General features: G+C 64.8%; 16 protein-coding genes. 3 read left to right on the top strand and 13 right to left on the bottom strand.

The window, feature by feature from the left end:
- Positions 1-23 precede the first annotated feature (23 nt).
- A complete protein-coding gene (locus tag BM160_RS04185) occupies positions 24-1,286 on the bottom strand; it encodes a Y-family DNA polymerase (protein WP_092000947.1) in 1,263 nt (420 codons plus the stop codon).
- Between the two features lie 274 nt (positions 1,287-1,560).
- Between BM160_RS04185 and BM160_RS04180 the strand changes: the two genes are divergently transcribed.
- Together BM160_RS04180 and BM160_RS04175 are read left to right on the top strand one after the other, a co-directional pair.
- A complete protein-coding gene (locus BM160_RS04180; protein ID WP_255368625.1) occupies positions 1,561-2,559 on the top strand; it encodes a Bug family tripartite tricarboxylate transporter substrate binding protein in 999 nt (332 codons plus the stop codon).
- Between the two features lie 206 nt (positions 2,560-2,765).
- Positions 2,766-3,677: a c-type cytochrome gene (locus BM160_RS04175; RefSeq protein ID WP_092000944.1), complete on the top strand. Its 912-nt coding sequence runs from the start codon at positions 2,766-2,768 to the stop codon at positions 3,675-3,677.
- A 22-nt stretch (positions 3,678-3,699) separates the two neighbouring features.
- Here BM160_RS04175 and BM160_RS04170 read toward each other — a convergent pair whose 3' ends face one another.
- The 11 genes from BM160_RS04170 to BM160_RS04120 all read right to left on the bottom strand — a co-directional run bounded on the left by BM160_RS04170 (position 3,700) and on the right by BM160_RS04120 (position 21,548).
- Positions 3,700-4,845, bottom strand: coding sequence for an alpha-hydroxy acid oxidase (locus BM160_RS04170; protein ID WP_092000941.1), 1,146 nt, complete (start codon positions 4,843-4,845; stop codon positions 3,700-3,702).
- 83 nt (positions 4,846-4,928) lie between these two features.
- A complete protein-coding gene (locus tag BM160_RS04165; protein WP_092000938.1) occupies positions 4,929-5,918 on the bottom strand; it encodes a Bug family tripartite tricarboxylate transporter substrate binding protein in 990 nt (329 codons plus the stop codon).
- A gap of 65 nt (positions 5,919-5,983) precedes the next feature.
- Positions 5,984-7,138 (bottom strand): mandelate racemase/muconate lactonizing enzyme family protein, encoded by a 1,155-nt coding sequence (locus BM160_RS04160; RefSeq protein WP_092000934.1) that lies wholly within the window; start codon positions 7,136-7,138, stop codon positions 5,984-5,986.
- A gap of 122 nt (positions 7,139-7,260) precedes the next feature.
- Positions 7,261-8,148 carry a LysR family transcriptional regulator gene (locus tag BM160_RS04155; protein ID WP_092000931.1) on the bottom strand — a complete coding sequence of 296 codons (888 nt, stop codon included), beginning with the start codon at positions 8,146-8,148 and terminating at the stop codon, positions 7,261-7,263.
- Between the two features lie 31 nt (positions 8,149-8,179).
- Positions 8,180-10,420: a penicillin-binding protein 1C gene (gene pbpC, locus BM160_RS04150; RefSeq protein WP_255368624.1), complete on the bottom strand. Its 2,241-nt coding sequence runs from the start codon at positions 10,418-10,420 to the stop codon at positions 8,180-8,182.
- Positions 10,417-11,436 (bottom strand): urea transporter, encoded by a 1,020-nt coding sequence (locus BM160_RS04145; protein WP_092000924.1) that lies wholly within the window; start codon positions 11,434-11,436, stop codon positions 10,417-10,419. The genes pbpC and BM160_RS04145 overlap by 4 nt, the downstream gene beginning before the upstream one ends.
- A 22-nt stretch (positions 11,437-11,458) precedes the next feature.
- Positions 11,459-11,782 carry a hypothetical protein gene (locus BM160_RS04140; protein ID WP_092000921.1) on the bottom strand — a complete coding sequence of 108 codons (324 nt, stop codon included), beginning with the start codon at positions 11,780-11,782 and terminating at the stop codon, positions 11,459-11,461.
- A gap of 13 nt (positions 11,783-11,795) precedes the next feature.
- The gene (locus BM160_RS04135) at positions 11,796-17,723 is read right to left on the bottom strand and encodes an alpha-2-macroglobulin family protein (RefSeq protein ID WP_092000917.1); all 5,928 of its coding nucleotides are present in this window, start codon (positions 17,721-17,723) and stop codon (positions 11,796-11,798) included.
- Between the two features lie 124 nt (positions 17,724-17,847).
- Complete coding sequence (locus BM160_RS04130) at positions 17,848-19,347, bottom strand: Do family serine endopeptidase (protein ID WP_092000914.1); 1,500 nt, start codon at positions 19,345-19,347, stop codon at positions 17,848-17,850.
- A 78-nt stretch (positions 19,348-19,425) separates the two neighbouring features.
- Positions 19,426-20,760 (bottom strand): ATP-binding protein, encoded by a 1,335-nt coding sequence (locus tag BM160_RS04125; RefSeq protein ID WP_255368623.1) that lies wholly within the window; start codon positions 20,758-20,760, stop codon positions 19,426-19,428.
- A gap of 128 nt (positions 20,761-20,888) precedes the next feature.
- The gene (locus tag BM160_RS04120; RefSeq protein ID WP_092000908.1) at positions 20,889-21,548 is read right to left on the bottom strand and encodes a response regulator; all 660 of its coding nucleotides are present in this window, start codon (positions 21,546-21,548) and stop codon (positions 20,889-20,891) included.
- Positions 21,549-21,786: 238 nt separating this feature from the next.
- Between BM160_RS04120 and opgC the strand changes: the two genes are divergently transcribed.
- Positions 21,787-23,058: an OpgC domain-containing protein gene (opgC, locus tag BM160_RS04115; protein ID WP_092001260.1), complete on the top strand. Its 1,272-nt coding sequence runs from the start codon at positions 21,787-21,789 to the stop codon at positions 23,056-23,058.
- Here opgC and BM160_RS04110 read toward each other — a convergent pair.
- Positions 22,958-23,785 (bottom strand): SGNH/GDSL hydrolase family protein, encoded by an 828-nt coding sequence (locus BM160_RS04110; RefSeq protein WP_255368620.1) that lies wholly within the window; start codon positions 23,783-23,785, stop codon positions 22,958-22,960. The two genes, opgC and BM160_RS04110, sit on opposite strands and share 101 nt — an antisense overlap.
- Positions 23,786-23,794: the final 9 nt, after the last annotated feature.

Below are 23,794 nucleotides of genomic sequence, written 5' to 3'. Positions count from 1 at the left end.
GTGCCGGCCGCAAAATAAGGCGCTCAGAACAGCGATGGTGTGCTATTTGCTACTGAATCAGTAGCTGTTTGCGCACGACTGGTACGGGCTAGAGCCGTATTTGACTCTAAAGTTTCGGCGCTGCCAAGTTTCGCCAGGGCGCTGGCGCGCACGCCCAGCAGGCGCAGCGGCCGCGCCAGCGGCACCCGTTTGAGGCATTGGCCGGCGATTTTGCGGATGCTGGCAGCGTCGGCCGTGTAGTGCTGCTCCGTCTGATCGCGTGTCGCAATCTTGAAATCGTCATAACGCAGTTTGATGCCTAGGGTTTTTGCGACGTAGCCCTTGCGTTGCAGGTCTTCGGCCAGCTTGCTGCACAGCTCGGTGAAGATGGCGCCCAGCGCCGCCTTGTCGCGCACCGCGTGCAGGTCGCGCTCGAAGGTGGTTTCGCGGCTCATACTGACGGGTTCGCTTTCCGTCACCACGGGGCTGTCGTCGCGGCCCCAGGCGACTTCATGCATCCAGGCGCCGGTGGCCTTGCCGAAGTTGGCCACCAGCCATTGTGGGTCTTGCGCGGCCAGCTCGCCAATGGTGTGCACATGCAGCCTGGCCAGTTTCTCGCCGGCCTTGGGGCCTATGCCGTTGATCTTGCGCACATTGAGCGGCCAGATTTTCGTCTGCAGGTCGGCCTCATGAACGATTGAGATGCCATTGGGCTTGTTGAACTCGCTGGCCATCTTGGCCAGCAGCTTGTTGGGCGCCACGCCGATGGAACAGGTCAAGCCGGTCTTTTCAAGAATGCTTTTCTGGATCAGCCGCGCCAGCACGCGCCCGCCTTCACGCTGGCCGCCGGGCACCTCGGTGAAGTCGATGTAGACCTCGTCCACGCCGCGGTCCTGCATCAGCGGCGCGATCTCGGTGATGGTGGATTTGAAGAGGCGCGAGTAGCGGCGCACCTCTTCAAAATCGACCGGCAGCACGAGGGCCTGCGGGCACAGCTTGGCGGCCTTCATCATGCCCATGGCCGAGCCCACGCCAAACTGGCGCGCGGCATAGGTGGCTGTGGTGATGACGCCGCGGCCCACGTAGTCTTTCAGCAGCGGAAACTCGGCGATGGGGATGAAGCGCGGCTGTCGCTCAGGGTCGGCCAGCAGGGCTTCATCGACCTTGCGCCGCCCGCCGCCTATAACCACCGGCAGGCCTTTGAGCTGCGGATAGCGTAGCAACTCGACCGACGCGAAAAAAGCGTCCATGTCGAGGTGGGCGATGCGGCGGATTTTCGAGGGTGTTGATGGGGAAGGAGCGCTCACACGTCAAGCATAGCGCGGGTGTGCAACTGACGCAGCGGCAGCCGGGAACGGCCTGCCGGGCACGGTGCCGAAGTCGACATAGACCTCATCCACGCCGCGGCCCACATAATCTTTCGGCTGCAGGAGGAGTCGGACAGTAGCCGGCTACCTTCAGAATTGCGCGCCTGCCGCTCACCTTGCCGATGGCGAGGGCACAATCGGCTGAGGAAAACTGGCATGGCCCTTGGCGGTGTGCCAGCCGTTTCTTGGCTCTCAACTTTTCCGGAGATTTCTTGTGACCCTTTCAGCCTCCTTGTCCCGCCGTTCCGTGCTACAGGCCGCCTTGGGCAGCGCCGCCGCGATCACTTTGGCCAGCTCGCCCGCTCTGGCCCAGAAAGCCTATCCGAACAAGCCGCTGCGCTGGGTGATTGCCTATCCGGCCGGCGGGGGGCAGGATTTTCTGGCGCGCAATCTTGCTGTGCAAATGGGCAAGCAGCTCGGTCAGTCCATCGTCATTGACAACCGCCCCGGCGCGGCCGGCATCATAGGCACCGATGTGGCGGCCAAGTCGCCGGCCGACGGCTACACCCTGGTCACCGGCGACAACGGCGCCATGGTGCTGAACACCGCGCTCTACAAGAAGCTGCCTTATAGCCCGGACGATTTCACGCCGCTGGGCTTCATGGCCGGCTTTCCGCTGATCCTGGTGGTCAACCCGAACAGCCCCTTCACCAGTGCCCGCCAATGGCTGGACGAGGTGAAGAAGAAGCCCGGCGTCTATAGCTATGCCTCGCCCGGCGCCGGCAGCCCGCACCATCTGGCCATGGAGCTGATCAAGGAGCGCAGCGGCAGCTTCATCGTGCATGTGCCCTACCGTGGCACGGCCATGGCGATCCAGGATGTGATCAGTGGGCAACTGCCCATGATGGTGGTCGATACCGCCGGCGGCCTGGCCCAGATTCGCGCCGGCAAGGTACGCGCGCTGGCGGTGCTGTCGCCCAAACGGATTGCCTCATTGCCCGATGTACCTACGCTGGCGGAATCCGGTTTGTCCAAGTTCGAGGCCGTGGCCTGGCAAGGTTTGTATGTGCCCAAGGGCACGCCGGCGGACATCGTGGAGCGGCTGTCGGCCGAAATGCAAAAAGCCATCGTGGTGCCCGAGCTCAAGGCCAGGCTGGAAGAGTTCGGCCTAGAGGTGACGCCCTCTGATGGTCCGCATCTGGCCCGCTTTGTGCAAAATGAAACGAAGTTCTGGCACAAACTGATTCGCGAGCGCCAGCTCTCGCTCGATTGATAGGCTGTCCGGCCGCTCAGCACTCCTGGGTTTTTTATTGATCGTGTCTTTCGGCGTAAACGTTTACACACACCCATCTTCGCGCCCGCCGGCTGGCCTTATTGACAAGGCCAGCTCCGGCTCCTAGAGTCTTCCCTGGTCCAAAAGTCGGCGCCGGGCCAGCACGCAACAGCCTTCCTTGGCGATCGACAAAAAGGAGCCGGGTGATGAAGCGATGGATCAAATGGGTGGGTGGCAGCTTGGGCGCGCTGGCGCTGCTGGCGGCGGGGGCGGTCGTGCTGGGCAGCCAACTGGCCGAGCGCAAGGGCCAGCGCCAGATCAAGGTGAATGTTCAGCCGCTGGCCGTGTCGGTTGCCGCAGGTGATGGCGCCGCCCTGGCACGCGGCCAGTACCTGTTCAACACGCGCGGCTGCGCCGAATGCCACGGCAGTGGTGGCGCCGGTCGCGAGTTCATCAACGATGGCCGGGGCTTGCGCCTGGTCAGCCCCAATATCTCGCCGGGTGCCGGCAATGTGGTGGCGGCTTACACGCCAGCAGACTGGGTGCGCACGCTGCGCCACGGTGTCAAGCCTGATGGCCGCCCCCTGTTCATCATGCCCAGCGAAGACTACAACCGCTTCACCGATGCCGACGTGGCGGCGCTGGTGGCCTATGTGCGCAGTCTGCCTGCCGCAACGGGTGGGCCGGCGCAGCTGCAACTGTCCCTGCCGGTCAAACTGCTTTATGGCTTGGGCGCCATTGAAGACGCGGCGCAAAAGATAGACCACTCGCTGCCGCCAGCCCAGCCGGTGGCAGAAGGGGTGAACGCGGCGCACGGCGCCTATGTGGCGAATATGTGCATAGGCTGCCATGGCGCCGGCCTGTCAGGCGGCAAGATTCCGGGCACGCCGCCCGACTGGGCGCCAGCGGCCAACCTGACGCCGGGCGAAGGCAGCGCCATGGTGCGCTACAAGGATGCCGGCCAGTTCGTCGCCATGCTGCGCAGCGGCAAGCGCCCCGATGGCAGCGCCATCACGGTGATGCCATTTGACTCGCTGCGTGAACTCAACGATGTCGATGCCCAGGCGCTGTATGCGTATTTGCAGACGGTGCCCGCCAGGCCTGCTGGCCAGCGTTGAAACTGGCCGGCCTGGCTCAGGCTCAATAAGTGCCGGGCAGCAGAATGCTTTTGTCTACCGTGTTGATATCCGTGTGGCCGCAAAATGCCATTGTGATGTCCAGCTCCTTGTGGATGATCTGCAGCGCCTTGGTCACGCCGGCCTCGCCCATGGCGCCCAGGCCGTAGACCATGGCCCGTCCAATCAGCGTGCCCTTGGCGCCCAGCGCCCAGGCCTTGAGCACATCCTGGCCCGAGCGTATGCCGCCGTCCATCCACACCTCGGTCTGCGAGCCCACCGCTTCGACAATGGCTGGCAGCGCGTTGATGCTGCTTTGCGCGCCATCGAGCTGGCGCCCGCCGTGGTTGCTCACGACGATGGCATCGGCACCGCTTTGCACCGCAAGGCGTGCGTCTTCCACGTCCTGGATGCCCTTGAGGATGAGCTTGCCGCCCCATTTTTCCTTGACCCAGGCGACGTCCGCCCAGGACAGGCGCGGGTCGAACTGCTCGTTGGTCCAGGAGGCTAGCGAATTCATGTCACTCACGCCCTTGACATGGCCGACCAGGTTGCCGAAGGTGCGCCGCCGCGTGCCGGCCATGCCTAAGCACCAGCGCGGCTTGGTCATGAGGTTGATGATGTTGGCCAGGGTGGGGCGGGGCGGGGCGGTCAGGCCGTTCTTCAGGTCCTTGTGGCGCTGGCCGATCACCTGCAGATCCAGCGTCAAGACCAACGCGTCGCAGCCGGCCTTGCGGGCGCGTTCTATCATCGCCGCCATGGCCTCGCGGTCGCGCATCATGTAGAGCTGGAACCAGAAGGGCCGCTGCGTGTTGGCGGCAATATCCTCGATGGAGCAGATGCTCATGGTCGAGAGGATGAAAGGGATGCCGAACTTCTCCGCCGCCCGCGCCGCCTTGATCTCGCCGTCGGCATGCTGCATGCCCGTCAGGCCAACGGGTGCGATGGCCACCGGCATCTTCACGTCAATGCCGACCATTTTGCTGGCCGTGCTGCGGTTCTCCATGTTCACGGCCACGCGCTGGCGCAGCTTGATGGTCTGGAAGTCGGCCTCGTTGGCGCGGTAAGTGCTTTCCGTCCACGAGCCGGAATCGGCGTAGTCGTAAAACATGCGCGGCACGCGTTTTTGCGCCAGAACACGCAGGTCTTCAATATTGGTAATCACGGGCATGGGGGCTTCTCTCCTAAGGGCGTCATCCTAACGAGTTTGCTCTGCTGTGATTTGAAATAATTTGAGACCTGCCGGAAATTTCCTCACTCGGCGGTGATCTTCTGCTCGCGCACCACCTTGCCCCACTGGGCCGATTCGCGCGGCATGTGGGTGGCCATTTGTGCAGCGGGGATAAAGGCCGGCACGGCGCCTTGCAGGGCGGCAGCATGCACCATGTCGGGCGCGGCCATCACGCTGCGACTGGCTTCGCTGAGCCGCTCCACCACAGCGGCCGGCGTGCCGGCGGCTGTCAGCAGGAAGAGGCGGGGCGCCGCGTCGAAGCCGGGCAGGGCGTCGGCCAGCGGGGCGATGTCTTCGGCGCCCGCCAGTTTCACCGGACTCATGATGGCCAGCGCGCGCAGCTTGCCGGCTTTGGCCTGGGCAATCGCCGAGGTGGCGCTGACCACGCCGATAGGTACTTGATGGCTCATCACATCCGACACGATCTGCGCCGCGCCGCGATAGGGGATGTGCACCACGAAGGCGCCGGTCTGGCCCTTGAACATTTCAAAGCCCAGGTGGTGCACCGTTCCCACGCCGGAGGTGGCATACGAATATTTGCCCGGGTTGTCCTTGAGCAGCGCGACAAATTCCTTGGGCGTCTTGGCCGGAAAGTTGTTGCCGGTGATGATGACCAGCGGCAGCGTGAACAGACTCGCCACAGGCGTGAAACTCTTGACCGGGTCGAAGGTCATGCGTGGCTGCAGGTACTGCGCGATCAGTATCGAGCTGTCGGCCAGCATCAGGGTGTAGCCGTCTGGCGTGGCCCTGGCGGTGGCGTCGCCGGCAATCAGCCCGGAGGCGCCCGATCGGTTCTCCACCACCACGGGCTGGCCCAGCAGGGTCGACAGGCGCGGCGCCAGCATGCGTGCCATCGCATCCACGCCGCCGCCGGCGGTGTAGCCGACCAGCAGGCGTATCGGCTTGTTGGGGTAGCTCTGGGCCTGGGCAGCGCCGCCGGCCAGCGTGGCGAGGGCGGCCAAACTGGCCAATAGAAGCTTGCGTCGGGCAAATTTGAAAATAGGGTGGCTCATGCTTGTCTCCGGTTATTTTTATGGATGGGGCTGCGGCGTTATAGGTCAGGGGGCGGCAAGGCTCGTCAAGCCTTGCCGGCACCCCGCGACAGCGGGCGCAAGGCCAGTTCGGCGATGCGTTCGCGGTTGGGCGTGAAGCCCAGGCCGGGTGCTTCGGGCAGGGTCAGCACGCCGGCCTCAGGCTCGGGCAGGCCGTCGAACACCAGCTTGCAGCACTGAACGGCGACCGAGTGGTATTCCACCAGCGAGCCGTTGGCCAGTCCGCCATGCAGATGCATGTTGTGGTGCGGCCAGGCGCCACCGTTGGCAAACCGGGTATTGAACGCCGAGGCCATGCCGGCGATGCGCTGGCTCTGCGTGAAGCCGCCGCTGATGCAGGCATTGGGCTGAACCACGTCCACCGCGCCAGCGACCAGCATGTCGCGGAAACGGCTGGCCAGGCCCTCGTTCTGCCCGGCCGCCAGCGGAATCGAGGTCTTGCTGCGCAACTGCACCAGGTTGGGAATGTCGTTGTGCGACACCGGCTCTTCAAAAAAACTGATGCCATAGGGCTCGACACGCTGCGCCAGCTGCAGGGCGTGGAAGTAGTCCAGGCTGCAGTTGGCGTCGATGTAGATTTGCACCTCGGGTCCGACGGCCTCGCGCACGGCGCGTATGCGCTGCACGTCTTCGGCGATCAACTCGTCCAGGGGCCGCGGTTCGTCGCGGCGCTGCAGGCCGTGGTGGCCGACTGTCATCTTCAGCCGCTTGAAGCCGCGCGCCACCCAGCTCTTGGCGGCTTCGGCCAGTTCTTCGCGGTCGAAAAAGGCGAAGCCAAAGGTTGCATACACCGGCACCTGATTGCGTGCGCCGCCCAGCAGGCGCCAGCAGGGCTGGCCCAGCGCCTTGCCCTTCAGATCCCACAGGGCCAGGTCCAGGGCCGCGATGGCATGGCTGGCATAGCCCGACTGGCCGCGCGGCGTGAGCAACCAGTAAAGCTTGTCCCAGAGCTGCTCATGGCGCATCGGGTCCAGCCCGATCAGATGCGGGGCGACGATGTCGTTGACGATGCTGCCTATCACCTCCTCTTCGGTGATGGCCGTCATGCCGGTGCCGGTCAAGCCGGTGTCGGTTTCTATGTCGACCAGGCAGACCGATAGCGAGGTGGTTTTGGTGCGGCCCGAAATGCTGACCGATACCGGCAGGTTCAGCGGCGTGGCGCTGACGCGTGTGATTTTCATCGTCTCTCCGTGGCCATAGGCGGCCCTGTTGGTGTGTGAGGGCCAGTCTAGAAAAGCAGCCCTGCTGCGGCAAGCACGCCGGCTGAAGACAGCTTTCGCGATTGGCGAAAGCCCAGGCTTGCCTAAGTGGTCAGCGCGGCCATCAGCGTGCGCGTCGCGGGCGACGGCGTCACGCCGCTGCGCGTGGCCAGGCGGTGGGTGCGCCTGGCCCAGGGGTCGCTCAGGGCAATCGCCTTGAGCGGCAGGCAGGCCAGCTGCGGCGCCACTGCCTCCAGCGGCAATATGCCCACGCCCAGGCCGGCGGCCACCATGCGGCAAACGGCATCGAAGCTGCGCATGCGCATGCGTATGTGTATGGGTTTGCCGGCTTCCGCCGCCGAGGCCATCAACCGGTTGGACAGGGCGGTGCCGTCCGCCAGCGTGATGAAGTCTTCGTCCAGCAGGTCTTTCAGCGCCACTCGCTTGGCGTTGGCCAAGCGGTGTTTGGTGGGGGTGACCAGCACCAGCGAGTCCTTGAAAAAATCCGCCAGCGTGATGCCCTGGGGCGCATGCGCCAGGTCCACGATGCCCAGGTCGGCGCAGCCTTCGAGCAGCGCCAGCGGGATGTCGGGGCTGCTGCGTTCTTCCAGGTCAATGCGTATCAGCGGATGGCTGCGCGCAAAGGTTTCCAAGAGGCCTGGCAAGACCTCCAGCAAGGCGGAAGAGTTGGCCTGCACACGCACATGGCCTTGCAGTCCGCGGCCGTAGTCGTGCAGGTCCATGGCCAGCCGATCCGCGCCGGTCAGCAATTCGCGGCTGCGCTGCACCAGCATGTGGCCGGCCGGGGTCAGCTGCACGCCGCGCGGCGAACGCTCAAACACGCGAAAGCCCAAGGAGTCTTCCAGCGCCGTGATGCGCACGCTGGCGGCGGCCACTGCCAGTTGCAGGCGGTCGCTGGCCGCGCTGATGGAGCCCAGGTCGGCCGCGGTGACAACCACGCGCAAGGTGATGAGGTCGATGGGTGTGTTCATGCTTCGATTGTGCGGCGTGCCGCGCCTGCGGTCAGCGTGCCGCGCCCTGCGTCACTTTCAGGCCGGCGCCGCGCACTTCCAGGCGGATCTCGTCAAGCACCTTGCCGTGAACATCGCTCAGCTGCACCACATGCCGCCCCGGCCAGGGCAGCCACTGCGCCTGCGTGCCGCGCGCAAACTCCTTGCCGTCCATCAGCCAGCGCAGGCCGCTGCCCTGGGCGCTGAAGTTCAGGCGCTGGCGATTCGGTGGAATGTCCGGGTCCAGCGCGATGATGGTGCCGGAGGCGGGCGCGGTGATGCGCGCCGGCTGGTGGCCTTCCTGGTTGCCATTTTTTAAGCGTTTTGTGCCTGTAGCGCTTTCTGGATATGCGCTACCAGCTTCTGAATTGATAGCAAAAAGCGCTTGCTCTGTGCCCTGAATAAACCACTCCATGCGCGTGGCTTCGAGCTGATGGCCGAAGCCGGTGCGCAGCTGCACCAGCCCCGCAGGCGGCGCAGGCGCACGGCTGGGCTCCCGCTGGTGCAGGTGATTCATCAGCGCGGCCCAGATGGGCGCGGCGCCGCTGGTGCCGCTGACATCCCACATGGGCGCGCCGCTGGCGTTGCCCACCCACACGCCGACGGTGTAGCGCTGCGAGTAGCCGACCGCCCAGTTGTCGCGCATGTCCTTGCTGGTGCCGGTCTTGACCGCCGTCCAGAAGCGCGTGGCCAGAATGCTGTCGGTGCCAAAGGTGCGGGCGCGCGCCAGCGGGTCGGCCATGATGTCGGTGACGATGAAGGCCGCACGGGCATCGATGGCCGGTGTGAACACGGGTTTGGCGTTTCGGCTGAGCGAGGTGGCGCTGTAACGCCCGCCGTTGGCCAGCGTGCGGTAGCTATTGGTCAGCGCCAGCAGCGAGACCTCGGCGCTGCCCAGCGCCAGGCTGTAGCCGTAGTAGTCGCCCGATTCCTTCAAGGGCAAACCGGCCGCCTTGAGCTGTTTGTGAAAAGCATCGGGCGAGACCATCACCAAGGTGCGCACGGCGGGCACATTGAACGACGCGCCCAGCGCCGTGCGCGCTGAAACCAGGCCCTTGAACTGGCGGTCGTAGTTTTGCGGAATGTAGAGTCCGCCCGCCGTTTGTATTTGCGAAGAGGAATCTTCCAGCAGCGAGCCGGCGGTGATGCGGCGCTCGGCAATCGCCTGCGCATACAAAAAAGGCTTGAGCGTGGAGCCCGGCTGGCGCTGCGCCAGCACACCATCAACCTCGGCGGCCGCGCTGAGATCGCCGGAGGAGCCGACCCAGGCCAGCACTTCGCCCGTGGCGTTGTCCAGCACCACGATGGCGCCGTCTTCGACATGGCGGCCGCTCAACTCGCGCAGCTGCTGGCTCAGGGTTTGCACGGCGAAGCGCTGCAGCGGGGCGCTTAGGGTGGAGGCGAGTGTTGCCGGCGTGGACTTGTTGATGACCGCGCTGCCGCGAACCAGCTGGCGCGCAAGGTGCGGCGCCACGCCTTCGGAGGCATCAAAGGCCTTGCGTTGCAGGGCGGCGCTGGCAAACAGGTCCAGGCCGTCGCAGTCGGCCTTGGCTGGGGCCTGCAAGGTTTTGAGCACACCGCAGGCGCGCTGCGTGACTTGCGCCACCTTGGCATTGGGGGCGCGCACCAGCGCAGCGGCCACGGCGGCTTCGCGTTCATCCAGCCCATGCGCGGCCTTGCCGAACAAGGTGCGGCTCAGCGCGTCTATGCCGACGAGCTCGCCGCGAAACGGCACCAGATTGAGATAAGCCTCCAAAATCTGGTCCTTGCGCCAGCGCCGCTCCAGCACCTGGGCCGAGACGGTCTGGCCGAATTTTTGCGTGATGCTGCGGCCGTTGTTGCTGGCGCGCCAATCCTCGTCCAGCAGGCCGGCCAACTGCATGCTGAGGGTTGAGGCACCACGGGTTTTGGTGTTCCACAAATTGGCCCAGGCCGCGCTGGAGACGGCACGCCAGTCCACGCCGCTGTGTTCGTAAAAGCGCTTGTCCTCGCTCAACACCAGCGCCGTGCGCAGCGCCGGCGAGATGTCGGCCAGCGCCACCCACTGGCCGCGCCGCACGGTGGCGTCGGTGCGCAGGCGCTGCAGCACTTCGCCGTTGCGATCAAGGATTAGGGTGTCGGAAGGGCGAAATTCGCGTTTTACCTCATCAAAAGTGGCTGTAGCCCAGGCAGGGCGGGCGCATGAAGCTATTAAAAGCAGAGCGAATCCGGCACGTTTGAGCGGGCTGGTGAAGCGGGTAAGGGGAATCATCATGGATTGACGGCCAGCCGTAGCCGCGTGAACAGGGGGCTGGCGAGGACAAAAACCCACACCACCAGAACAAAGGGCAGCGTCAGCGCCGGCATGCCCAGCGGCTCCAGTGCCGCCGACAGGGCAGCAAATAGCACAGCAGTGGCCACCGTGGCGAGCAAGGTGTAAACGGCCGAGGCCGCATCCAGCACCAGAAACACGCTGCCCAGCGCCAGGGCGGTGAGAACGGAGTTAAAACCAAAGGCGCCCGAGCGTATCGCCGGTTCGGCGGCGCCCATGAGCCAGGCCACCAGCAGCCCGGTGAGCGAGCCCAGCAACGCCGTCGCGCAGGCCAGCCGCGAGGCGACCAGCAACGCCAGGGTGAAGATGACACCGGTGATCACATTGCCCTGAAAGAAGACCTGGGCCACGCCGTTGAAAAGCCCTTGCACCACGGTGGCCGCGCTCACCACGCCCTCTACACTGGCGTTCTTGGGCAGGCCGGCGGTGGGCAGCAGTTGCGTCGACTGCAGCCGCCCGAAGCGCGCGCAGGCCAGCACAAAACACAGCGTGGTGAAGACAAAGGGCGCGGTGAGCACCGGCATGTTCCAGGTGGACAAAAGTTTGAACAGGGCCGCCATGAGCACGGTGCTGACCGCCGCGGCAAACACCACGTAAATCCAGCTCAAGGCATTGGGTTCCAGGAAGTAGAGCAGGGCGATGCCCACCAGCGCACCATTGAAGCCGAACAAGCCGGCGCGCAGCTGGCTGCGCTCAACGCCCAGCAGCATGGCGGTTGCGCTGCTGGCAGCGGTTCCGACCAGCACCGCCAGGCCGAAAAGCGTGGCGTTGTAAAAAATGCCGACCAGAAAAATCAGACCCGCATAGCTGTTGTTCTGCAGCATGACTTGCCCGATACCGCGCAGCAGCGTATCCGCAAAGGCCAGCAGCTGGCACCAGGGCGTGGAGCCGTCGACGACCAGGCCGGTGGAGGACCAGCGGACCGGGGCTGAAGCAGCAGGGGAGGCAACAGGTTTCATGGGCTGGTTTCTGTTGGAAGTGTCATGAGGCGCCAGGGGGTTGAATGGCGAGGTTAAAAGACAGCCAGGTCGCGCCTAGACCTATCACCACCAGCGTGCTGATCGTCGCGCCCAGGAGGGTCAGGACTCTTTCCTTGCCCTGCGTGTTCTTCACGCCTATCCACTGGAGCGGCGCCGCTACCCCCTGGCTTCCGAACAGCCAGAAGATAGCGTGGAAAAAGCAGGTGATCTGGTTCCAGCCCCGGCAGTTGATGGCCCCGCCATAGGCTTGGGCGCTGAAGATGCTCATGCCGACGCCGAGGACGGCGATCACCTGGCCGATGCGGCCTATGAGCTTGGTGTTCATGGTGTGGCCGCCTTCACTTCGCCGCCTCAACCTTCATGCGCGCATTCGGCGCTTCGCCAAACATCTCGGGTGCGTAGAGCGCTTCCACCCGGCTTGGCGGCAGCGCAAAATCGCCGACGTTGTTGAGACGCACGGTGTACTCCATCTTCACCACGCCCTTGGGCAGGTACTCGTAATAGCTGCGGAAAGCCTCGAAGCTGCGCTCTTCAAACGCCGGCCAGCCTGCGCCCGATTTCTTCTCGCCGCTGGTGGCGATTTCCGAATCGCGGCCCAGGCCGCTGCCCAGGATGGTGGCGCCGCCGGGCACCGGGTCGGTGATGGCGACCCAGGTCATGTCGGCGCTGGCATTGACTTCCAAGGTGACGCGGATCACATCGCCGCGGGTGTAAATGCCTTTCACGGCTTGCTCCACCGGGGTGATGGATTTCTTGATCTGATAGCCCGCATTGAACGGCGCTTTCAGCTGTACCGCTGCAATCGACTGCAAGGTCAGCCACGGTTTGCCCGTGCCCTGTTGCGTTACCGTCAGCGTTTCCTTGCCTGAACTGGTCCACGGCAAAAATAGGCTGTTGTTGCGCAGGTTGCCTGGCGCGGCCGGCGCGCCGAAGAAGGTCGTCTGATTCGGTGCGCCCGCTGCGTCGGTTGGCTTGATGCGCTCCACCTTGCTCCAGTCCACGCTGGCCGAGGCAGCGGCGAGTGTGGCCTTGGTCACCCCAGCCACCGGCGTGGCTTCAAACTTGGCCGAGAACTTGTCCAGCGCCAGGCCGCCCCAGAGGTTGGCCGTGGTGGTGTGCCAGGCGCTTTTTTGCTGGCGGCCGATAAAGCCGTTGGCCAGCCGGCCCATGTCGTCCTTCCAGGCCGGGTCGTCCATCACCGCCAGCATCAGGCGTGCGGTGTTGACGTCGCCGTTGACCATCAGCCACCACCAGTAGTCGTCTTTTTCGGTGCTGAACACCAGCTTGGTGCCCTGGAAGGACAGGCGTGAGCGCAAGACCTGGTTGGCCTCGGCCATGCGCTCCTCGCGCTTGGGCACATCGGCCACCCGTTTAAGGATGTTCAGCCAGTCGATCACCGCATGGGTAGGCCACTGATTCGGCGCAACCGTGATGCTGCCAACCATGCGGCCCTGGGCCTTGCCGTAACGCGACAAGGCTTCGATGGCGGCCAGCTTACGCACGTCCAGATCCTTGCGCGGGCTCCAGAACTCGCGCTGGATGCGGCCTTCAACAAACGCGATCAGGCCGCGCTCCATGGGGGCGCGCACCTCATCCGGCAGGGCAAACGCCGGGTTGATGCCGGCCGCTTCATGGGTGGCGGCCAGCAAATAGGCCGTCAGTGCATCGCTGCCGCGTGAAGCCTCGCCATCACGCGGCGGGAAGTAGTTGGCCAGGCCGTCGCTGTCCAGGTAAGTCGGGATCTGGCTGATGACGCTTTGCCAGAGCTTGCCGTCGCGCAGGCCGACAGACTTGCTGGTTTTTTGCTCCAGGCAGGCAAACGGGTAGTTGGCCCACCAGTCGCGCACGCCGTCCATGCCTTCGGCCAGTTTGGGTTGCAGCGACATCTTCAGGCCGCCGCGGCCGGGTAGGGCATCGGCCGGTGGGTTCACGTCGAGGGTGAAGGAGCCATCAACCTGCACCAGCGTCGCCTGTTGCACCGTCAGCGGCACGGCGGGGATGATGCGCTGGCGCGCCTTGAGGCCGTCGCGTGCGCCGGTCAGCGTGTCCTTGGCTTCGATCTCCCAGAGGATGGCTTCGGCACGGGTCAGCGCCAGTTGCGCCGGTGCGGTAACCATCCAGGCCACCTCACGTGCTTCGCCGGCGGGAATGTCCACGGTTTGTGGTTTCAAATCGAGCAGGGTGGCGCGCGGGCTGACCTCGACCTTCATCGCCGCCTTAGTGGTGTTGCGCAAGGTGATCTGGGCGCGGAACTGGTCGTCTTCGCGCACCAGCGGCGGTAGGCCGCTGATGATTTGCAAGTCCTGCGTCGCCTTGATGGACGTTTGGCCGGTGCCGAAGAGGCTGGTGCCGCTATCTGCCACCGCCACGATCTTGAAGGTGGTCAAGGCATCATTCAGCGGCACGGTCACCTGGGCCTGGCCCTTGGCATCCAGCATGACCTTGGGATTCCACAGCAGCAGGGTGTCCAGCAACTCGCGTGTGTTGCTGCGCCCGCCGCCACCGCCGGCCGGCACGGCCTTGCGCCCGTAGTGCCGGCGGCCAATGATTTCCATTTGTGCGGTCGAGGTTTCCACGCCCCAGGCGCGGCGCTGCAACATGGCATCCAGCAGGTTCCAGCTGTCGTTGGGCATCAGCTCCAGCAGCGCCTGATCGACGGCAGCCAGCGCCACTTCGGCGTTGGCCGCGGGTTGGCCGTTGGGCAGTTTGACGGTGATGGTGACCTGGGCCTTGCCGCGCACCGGGTAGCTTTCCTTGTCGGCCTTGACGCTCACATCCAGCTGATGTGCCTTGGTACCGACGCGGATTTCCGCCAGGCCAAAGCGGAAGGCGGGCTTGCTTAAATCGACCAGCGTGGTGGGCGCCACATACTCGCGGCCTTCGTACCAGAAGGAGGTCCACCACTCGCGCGGCGCCTTAAAGCCCCAGGTGAAAAAGCTGTACCAGGGCACTTCGCGCAGGCGGCCGCGCAAGGCCAGCACGCTGACATACACATTGGGCCCCCAGCCGTCCTTGATCTCCAGCTTGATGGTGGGGTCCTGGCCGTTGAGCTGCACCACCTGGGTTTCAATAATGCCTTCGCGTTCTATCGCCACCAGAGCGGTGGCAAAACGGAAGGGCATGCGTACCTGGAATTTGGCGGTCTCGCCGGGCTGGTAGCTTTTCTTTTCCGGCAGCACGTCCATGCGGTCGTGGTTTTCGCCGCCAAACCAGAGCTCGCCCTGTTTGGTGACATAGACCGAGCTGGCGGCCTGAATGCTGTTGCCGTCCTTGTCCTTGGCGGTGACGATCAGCTCGACTTCGCCGGGCTCACCGAGCGTGGACTCGCACAGCAGCAGGCCGCGCGCATCGCTCTTGCCGCTGCAAACGCTGCCAAGGTCTTTGGTTTCGGTCTTGTTGTCGTAGGTGTAAAAGCCGCCCACCATGCGCTTGCGGCTGGTGGTGACTATGCGGGCCACGGCCTTGACGTCCAGCGTGACATTGGCCGCGGGTTTGCCGCTCAAATCCAGCGCCAGCGCCTGGAACTTGATTTTCTGGCTGGCCGAGACCCAGCCCTCGGTCTTGATGCCGGCGACCACTCCAGCCGGCCACAAGGTGGAGACGCTGCGAATCGTTTGCACTTCGCCATTCGGGTCGGCATAAGTCGCTTCCAGCAGCAGCTCCTGGGGCTGCTTGGCCGCAGGCACGTCGTTGATGCTGAGCTTGCCCGCACCATTGCGGTCCAGTGTCAGCGGCAGCTTGTCGGCAATCACGCGCTGGTCTTGCGAGGCTGCGCTTTCTTCTTCGCCTTCGCTGCTTTCACCGCGCTTGGCGCGGGGCGGCGAGAAATTGAAGTCTTCGTAATCGCTGTAGCTCAGATATTTGCCGCGCACCAGCGCCGACACGCGTACCGGCAGATTTACCGCGCCGCCGCCGGCCACGTAGTTGATCTGTACATCCGTGGGCACGGACGTCACCTTGATCAGCGCTTTTTTGTCTGTGGGGGTGATGCGGGCTTCCAGCACCGGCAGGCGAAATTCTTCAACCCGGAACTGGCCACCGGTAAAGCTGCGTTTGTCGCTGTCATCGAGTTGCACCTGGTACACCCCCAGCTTCGCGGCGGGCGGAATGGTGAAGGTGTTCTCGGCGCTTTGTCCGCCAGAGGCGGTTTTGCGCCAGACGATGGGCTGGGTGTATTGCTGGCCGCTGCCCACATGGGTGATCACCAGGGTGCCGGGGGTACTGGCGGCGAGGCCAAAGCCGCGGCTGGTTTCACTGCGCAGCAGATGCTTCATGCTGACCGTTTCGCCCGCCCGGAGCAAGGTGCGGTCAAAAATCGTATGGGCCCGTTCGTTGGCTTGCGGCTCCTGACTGGTCGGCACATTGAAGCGCCAGGACTCTATGCCCTTGTGCCAGTCGCTCCAGGTGAAGGCCAGGTCTTCGACTCCGGCGGCAGTGCTGCGTGCGCTGACAAAGTAGGCCTGCTGGTAATCGTCGCGGCTGCAGCGGGGCGGCTGCGATGACAGGCCGCTGAAATTGGCGATGCCCTGGGCGTTGGTGGTGGCCTTGGCCAATTCTTCGCCGCTGCAACTGGAAATGCGCACCGTGGCGCCGGCCACCGGCGCGCCCTTGTCCAGCGTGGTGACCCAGGCCAGCGCATTTTCACGGCCCAGTTTGAAATGCACGCCCAGGTTGGTGACCAGCGCGGACGTGCGCACATACATGGTCCGGCCAGCGCCGTGGCGCTCGTCGAGCAAGGAGGTGCCGAGTTTTTTCGAGGCGATCTCGACCACATGAAAACCGGGCGCCAGCGGAATGCCGACCACTTCAAAGGGGCGCGGGTCGCCGCCCACGGGCTTGGGCAGGTCCAGCGTCTTGACGCCGGCCTGGCCGTTCAGCAGCGAGACCATGCGTGTCTGCACGTCGTTCTTGTCCTGTGCTTGCAGCGCTCGGGGCAGGGGGCCTTTGACATCGGCCGCTGCCTCTTTGCGCGAAATTTCGTAGTTGTCGTAACGCTGCACCTTGCGGAACCAGGCAATGATGTCGGCATCGCTTCTGGCTTGCAGCGCGCTGACCTGGCCAGCCGCCAGTCCCTGGACTTTCAGCTCGGTTTCCACATTGCGCAGCGTGACGGGCAGCAGGGCCGGGTCGCCGGCTTTGCTGCCGGGCTCGGCGAAGCGCTCGACGATGCCAAAGGGCGAGGCCGCGAACTTGGCCAGTGGCGGCATGGCGCCGGTCGCCACCTTTAACGGAAAGCTGTCGGCATTGCGCAGGCTGCGGCCAGCGGCGTCCTTGAAGTCCTTGGGCAGCTCCAGGGTGTAGGGGGTTTGCTCGGCAAACAGCGGCTTGAAGGAGAGCGAGCTGACGACGGCGTCAGCGTCATCACTGTCGTTGTCAAACACCGGCTTGAGCGTGTCTTTGGCGGACTTCAGTCGAATCGCCTCGGCCAGTTTGCGCGGCACCGGCGCATTGAAGTTCAGGCTCATGGGGCGAATCGGCAGGCAGGCGGCCTGGGCGTTTTCGCGCTCGCAGTTGAAGCTGGCCGTGAAGGGCTCGCGGACCTGGAAGTTGAAGCGTTTCTCCACGCTGTTGGGCACGCCGCTGGGCGTGCTCACGCCTTTGCCGTAGACCAGTTGCATCTTGCTGGCCGGCGTCAGGCGGCGGTTGCAGGCCAGGGTGACGTAGCGCAGCGGGTCTTTGGCCGCGAGTTTGTCAGCGTTTAGCGACTTGAGTAGCGCCTCGCGTTCCTGGCCTTCAATCAGCTTGACCGGGACGCGCTCGCCCAGGTCTTCGAGCGAACACCAGACCTTGTCCTTGATGCTTTGCAGCGTGGCCGGGCCATTGAGCAGCAGCACGAAGTACTGCTCTTCATCGATGCGCTGGTAGGTGTTGGGACGCAGGGTTTTGATAAAGGGGCCGCCACTATTAAATTTATAGCTGCTAGCGCCCGTCAGCAGGGCGCCAGAGGGCGATTTTATGCCTGGTTTTGCTTGCAGCGAGCAGCTCACGCCGGGCGGCAGGTCGGTGTCAAACTCGAAGGCCCATTCGCGATCGCTGATCCAGCGGGAGTTGCCCTTGGTGGCTTGGGCATCGCTGCAGCTGAGCGACATGGGCGCGGGCGCTTTCGGGTCACCAAAGTTGACGGCGCTGTTGTCGAACTTGACCACCACTTGGCGGATCTGGGCCACTTCGCCTTGCGGCGAGACGCTGATGATTTGCAGGGCCTGCGCCTGCAGCACGCTTGCGGCCAGCAGGACTGCGGCTATTTTTGAAATGACTCGGACCACGTTTACTCCTCGTTGGAGGGGCAAGCGTAGCCGATTTTTCCTGGGGGCAAGCCTGGCCAGGCGCGGGAAAAGCGCATGAAAAAGGCGGGCCTGGGCCCGCCTTGTCCTGGCGCAACCGGCTGCGTCAGCCGAGATTGACCGGTACGAAAATCTTGGTGTCGCCGCGCTGAATCAGCAGCGCCACCGACTTGTCAGACTTGGCCACCATGGCGCGTACCTGCTCGACGTTTTTCACCGCAACGCCGTTGATGGAAATCAGCACGTCGCCGGACTGCACGCCGGCCAGTGCCGCCGGGCCGCTGGCTTGCTGCACCAGCAGGCCAGCATCCAGGCCGGCTTCCTGTTTCTCATCGGGCTGCAGCGGCCGCAGGGCCAGGCCCAGCTTGCCCTGGCTGGCGGCATCACTCTTGCCTGCCACCGCCACCGCTTTGTCGCTGGCATTGGCCAGTTGCGCCGTCAGCTCCTTGGCCGAACCCTGGCGCCAGATCTCCAGCTTGACGCTGTCGCCGGGGGAGGCCAGGCCGATGATGGCCGGCAGGTCGCCCGAAGACACGATGGCCTGGCCATTGACCTTGCGGATCACGTCACCGGACTGCAAGCCGGCCTTCTCGGCCGGGCTGCCTTTTTCAACGGTCGAGACCAGTGCGCCTTCGGGCTTGTCGAGCTTGAAGGAGTCGGCAAAGGTCTGGTTGACCTCCTGCACGGCCACGCCCAGCCGGGCATGCTCGACCTTGCCGGTGGCCACGATCTGGTTTTTGATCTTGTTGGCCACGTCGATGGGAATGGCAAAGGACACGCCCTGGTAGCCGCCGCTGCGGGTGTAGATCTGCGAGTTGATGCCCACCACCTCACCGCGTGTGTTGAACAGCGGGCCACCCGAGTTGCCGGGGTTGATGGCGACGTCGGTCTGTATGAAGGGCACGGCGCTGTCATCGGGCAGGGAGCGGCCCTTGGCGCTGACCACGCCGGCGGTGACGGTGTTTTCAAAACCGAAGGGCGACCCTATGGCCAGCACCCATTCGCCGACCTTGAGCTCGCTGGTCTTGCCCAGAGTGGCGACCGGCAGGTTTTTGGCATCAATCTTGATCACCGCCACATCGGTCTTGGGGTCGGCGCCCAGCACCTTGGCACGGAACTCGCGGCGATCGGTCAGCTTGACCGTGACCTCCTTGGCACCCTTCACCACGTGGGCGTTGGTCAGGATGATGCCGTCGGCGCTGACGATAAAGCCAGAGCCTTGGCCACGGGTGGGCATTTCCTGCTGGCCACCACGTCCGGCGCCCGGTCCACCCTGGCCTTGCTGGAAGCGACGGAAAAACTCGAAGAAGGGGTCGCTGGGCATGCCATCGTCGTCATCGCCTTGCGCTTGTGACGAGTCGTTGGAGACCTTGGTGGTACCGGTCACGCTGATGTTGACCACGGCCGGGCCATAGCGTTCGGTGATCTGCGAGAAGTCGGGCAGGGCCATGGGCGTGGCCGGAGCGCTGGCCACGGTGGCCGGCAGCAATGCGGCCATGGCCGAGGTGTGCGCGGCGTTGAAGGCGCCGACTCCGGCACCGCCAATGGCACCTGCGGCCAGCAGTGCAACGACCAGGCGGGTATTGTTCAGTGCGACGGATTTCATGGGATGCTTCCTTCAGTTGTTGGTGGCACCCCCTGGTGCCGATACCCATAACTGTGAGGACGCAGCCTTAGGCCTGGCTTAAACGGCGGCTGCAACCGGGAAACGAACGTCAACCCTCAGCCCGCCCAGCGATTCCGAGCGAGCCAGCGCCAGCGTTGCGCCGTGCCGGTCGGCGATGACTTTGACAATCGCCAGGCCCAGTCCGCTGCCGGCCTCAAGCGACTCAGCGGCACGGAAAAAACGGTCAAACACGCGCGGCCTGTCTGCGTCGGCAATGCCGGGGCCGCTGTCTTCCACCGTCAGCACCGCCTGTCCATCCTGGCGTTGCAGGGAGACATCGACCTGACCCCCGGCGGGGGTGTACTTGACGGCGTTGTCCAGCAGGTTGCGCAGCAAAATGCGCAAGGCTTCGCCCTGGCCGCTGACGGTGATGGCTTCAGCCATGGGCTGCTTGGCTGCCAGACCCAAATCGATGTTCTTGTGGCCGGCCTGCGGCAGCACATCGGCCACGGCCAGTTTCACCACGGCTTGCAAATCGACGCTTTCGGCGGCGCTGGCGGTTTGCCCAGTGCCGGCTTCCTCGCGCGCCAGCAGCAGCAACTGCTCGACCAGGCGTATGGTCCGGTCCAACCCCTGGTTCAGGCGTGCCACGCCGGCCTCATGGGCGGCGGGGTCGGTCTCGGTGCGGCGCAAGGCCTGCGCCTGTAGTTTCAGCGCCGTCAGCGGTGAGCGCAATTCATGCGCGGCGTCGGCGACGAAATTTTTCTGCGCATCGAAGGCGCTGCGCACCCGGCCAAACAGCAGGTTCAGCTCATCGACCAGGGGGCGAACTTCGTCGGGCAGGCCGCTATCTGCCAGCGGGGAAAAGTCGTCGGCGGCGCGCCTGGCCAGCTCGCGGCGCGCCCGCTCTATGGGCGCCAGCGAGCGGTTGATGATCCACCAGACCGCCAGCATCAGCAGCGGCGTGAGCAGGGCAAAAGGCAGCACGGCGCGCAGGGCCAGGGTTCGTGCGCGGGCCGTGCGGGCGCTCAGGTTTTGCGCGATCTGCACGGTTTGCACCGGCGTTTGCAGCGAGTAGACTCGGTAGCGGTTGCCATTGGCTTCCACATCGGAAAAGCCCAGTACGGCGCGCGGCGGCAGGGCCGAGTGGGTGGAGCGGAAAATCTGCGTGCCGTCCTGACCCCAGATTTGCACATACAAATCGAAACCGGTGTCGTCTTCGTCCACCTGCGGCAGGCCCAGCGGAACGCCGCCGCGCAATGAGCGGGCCATTTGCTGCAAATGGTCGTCAAACATGGCGTCGGCCTGCTTCAGTGCGCCGCGATAAGCCGTGACGGCCTGCAGCACGGTGGCCAGCAAGATGGCGACCAGCACAAACCAGAGCAGGCGCCGCCGTAATGAGTGAGCCCCCACGCTTGTCGCTTCGCGTATTGCGCTGCCCCCCGGGGGGGCGCTGCGCCTGCGGCCCGGCGAAGCCGGTTCCGCGGCCCTGGCTGGCGTGGGCTCCGGGGCGGTGCTGGCGTCTGGGCCTGTGGGTCGTGTCATTCCTTGGGCACCACATAGCCCAGGCCGCGCACGGTCTGTATGAGATCGCTGCCGAGCTTTTTGCGCACGCCGTGGATATAGACCTCTACCGCGTTGCTGCTGACGTCGTCTTTCCAGCTGTAGAGTTTTTCCTCCAGCTGGGCGCGTGACAGCACCGCGCCCGGGCGAGCCAGCAAGGGCTCCAGCACCGCCCATTCGCGCGCCGACAGGGTCACCGGCTGGCCCTGCACCGTGGCCTCGCGGGTGGCGGGGTTCAGGCTCACGCCCTTGTGCTCGAACACCGGCTCACCCCGGCCGGCGCTGCGGCGCAGCAGGGCGCGCAGGCGGGCCAGCAGCTCGTCGATGTCATAGGGCTTGATGACGTAATCATCGGCGCCGGCATCCAGGCCGGCAATGCGGTCGGCCACGCCGTCGCGGGCGGTGGCGATCAGCACCGGCACCGGGTTGCGCCTGGCCCGCAGCGCGCGCAAAACTTCCAGGCCGTCGCGTTTGGGCAAGCCCAGGTCGAGCAGCACCAGGTCGTACTGCTCGGTGCGCAGCGCCTGGTCGGCCATGCTGCCATCGCGCACCCAGTCGACCGCATAGTGCTGGTCGCGCAGCACCTGCAGCACGGCCTCGCCGATCATGGTGTCGTCTTCAACCAGCAGCAATCGCATGGGGGTTCCTTGAAGTCACACAGTGTGACCCGTACAGCTTAGGCGGGGCTTAATATTCTCGCTGATGGCTCGGGTCTACGCTGCCAACCGCGCAATCCGCAGTCACCTCCCGCCGCTGCCCGGATTGGCGCCGCTGGTTTGGGGCGCTTCGTACAATAGCAGCTTTGCCCTGCGCGGCCAGCGGCGGCCCATTCCCCGCATCACTCGCGCCGCCACGGACTTCTCTCCAAACACAGACATGACCCGACGCTGGGAGCTAGACGCACTTCGGGGGCTGATGCTGGTCCTGATGACCCTCACCCATCTGCCCACACGCCTGAGTTCGCCGCTGGGGCAGCCCTTTGGGTTTGTCTCTGCCGCCGAGGGCTTTGTGCTGCTCTCGGCCTATATGGCCGGCATGGTGTATGCCCGCATGGCGCGGAAAAAAGGGATAGATGCCATGCGCGGTGCGTTTTGGCGTCGGGCCTTGAAGGTGTATGCCTGCCACGCGGCGACGCTGTTTTTTCTGTTCACCGTCATTGCCGCCGTCGGCCTGCGCATTGACCAGCCCGCGGTCAAGGACCTGATGTCGTTTTACCTGGCGCACCCCGCGACGGCGCTGCTCACCGGCTTGATGCTGATTTATACGCCGCCGCTGCTGGACATCTTGCCGATGTACATCCTCTTCATGCTGGTCAGTCCCTGGGTGCTGGCGCATGCGCTGCGGCACGGCTGGTTCTGGATCGTGGCGGGGAGTGTGCTGGCGTGGGGACTGGCACAGTTAGGCCTGGGGCTGTGGGTCTATCAGGCCACGGTGGCCGTGACCGGTTTGAGCGTGCCGTTTCAGGAAACCGGCTCCTTCGCAACCTTTTCCTGGCAGCTGTTGTGGGTGCTGGGCTTGTGGATGGGGGCCGGCCGATCGGCCGAGGGAGCCCGGCCGCTGGCGTTTGCGCGCTGGGTCACGGTGCTCGCGGTGCTGGTCGCGCTGGTGGGCTTCATCTGGCGACACCATGGTGAAGGCGGGCAGGCGGCTTTCGGCGGCAATGTCGGGTTGAACCTGCTTTTTGACAAGTGGTTGTTGGGGCCGCTTCGCCTGCTCGACCTGTTGGCGCTGGTGGCTGTGGTCATTCATTTCGGTCCCTGGCTCAAGGCGCGTGTGAGGCGTGTGCGCTGGCTGGAAACCCTGGGCGCGGCGTCGCTGCCGGTGTTCTGCGCGCACCTGATGATTGTGTTGCTGGTGCTGGCGATCTGGGGCGCCAACCCCTATGCCCATGCCTGGTGGACGGATGCGGCGCTGCTGCTGGGTTGTTTCGCCTCGCTCTATGGGGTGGCCAGAGTCTCGCTACGCCTGGACCGCCCCCAACGCCTGATGGACGGGCCTTGCGGGCCTATGTTTCCAGCGGCGGCAGCCGTTCTCAAGGGCGCTGGCGTCAGCCCGCCGCTGGCGGCGCAGGTGCCGGTACCGGCACCTGGGGCGTCACCAGGTAAGGGGCAAGCACAGACCGCCACAGCTGGTAGCCCGCCGCATTGAGGTGCAGCCGGTCCGGCAGGAACAGCTCGGGCCTGGGCTGGCCTTGTGCGTCCAGCATGGGGCTGTAAACGTCGATGTAGCGCACATCCTTCATGGTCTGCGTATAGCGTTCGATCAGATCATTGGTGGTTTTGATTTGGGGCAGCAGCGCTGCGCGCGACGGGCTCGGCTTGATCGAGATGAACGCGATGTGGCTGTCCGGCAATTCGGCGCGAATGCCCTGCACCAGCGAGACAAAACTACCCAGCACGGCGCTTGGCCGCTGGCCTTCCATCAGATCGTTGTCGCCGGCGTAAACCACGATCTGGCGCGGGCGGTAGGGAATCACCAACTGGTGCAGCAGCGCGCTGCAGTCGGCGAGCGTAGAGCCGCCAAAGCCGCGGTTGAGCAGCACCGGTAGCTGCCGGAAGTCCTGCGCCAGTTGGGGCCACATGCGAATCGATGAACTTCCGACGAAGAGCACGCCCTGGGTTGCGGGAGGATGCTCCTGATCGGCCTTGGCAAAGGCGCTCAGGCTGGTTTTCCAGCGGATGTGCGCGGGAGAAGGCGCTGGCGGCGTTGGTGCAGCGGCGGGGATGGCTGGTGCCGGTACCGGCCGCAAGGCGTCTTGCGCCCGGGCCGTGGCCAGCGCCAAGGACATCATCGCCGCAAGCGCTGCTGCGGGCCAGCGGGCCGCTGAAGCCTGGCGTGTCAGCGGCGTGGGCTGGGGCAGGACGCTGCGGCGCACCATCGCTTC

Origin of the sequence: Polaromonas sp. OV174, from assembly GCF_900112285.1 — a bacterium.
Taxonomy (GTDB): Bacteria; Pseudomonadota; Gammaproteobacteria; order Burkholderiales; family Burkholderiaceae_C; genus Polaromonas.
This window is presented reverse-complemented; position numbering and strand designations above follow the sequence as displayed.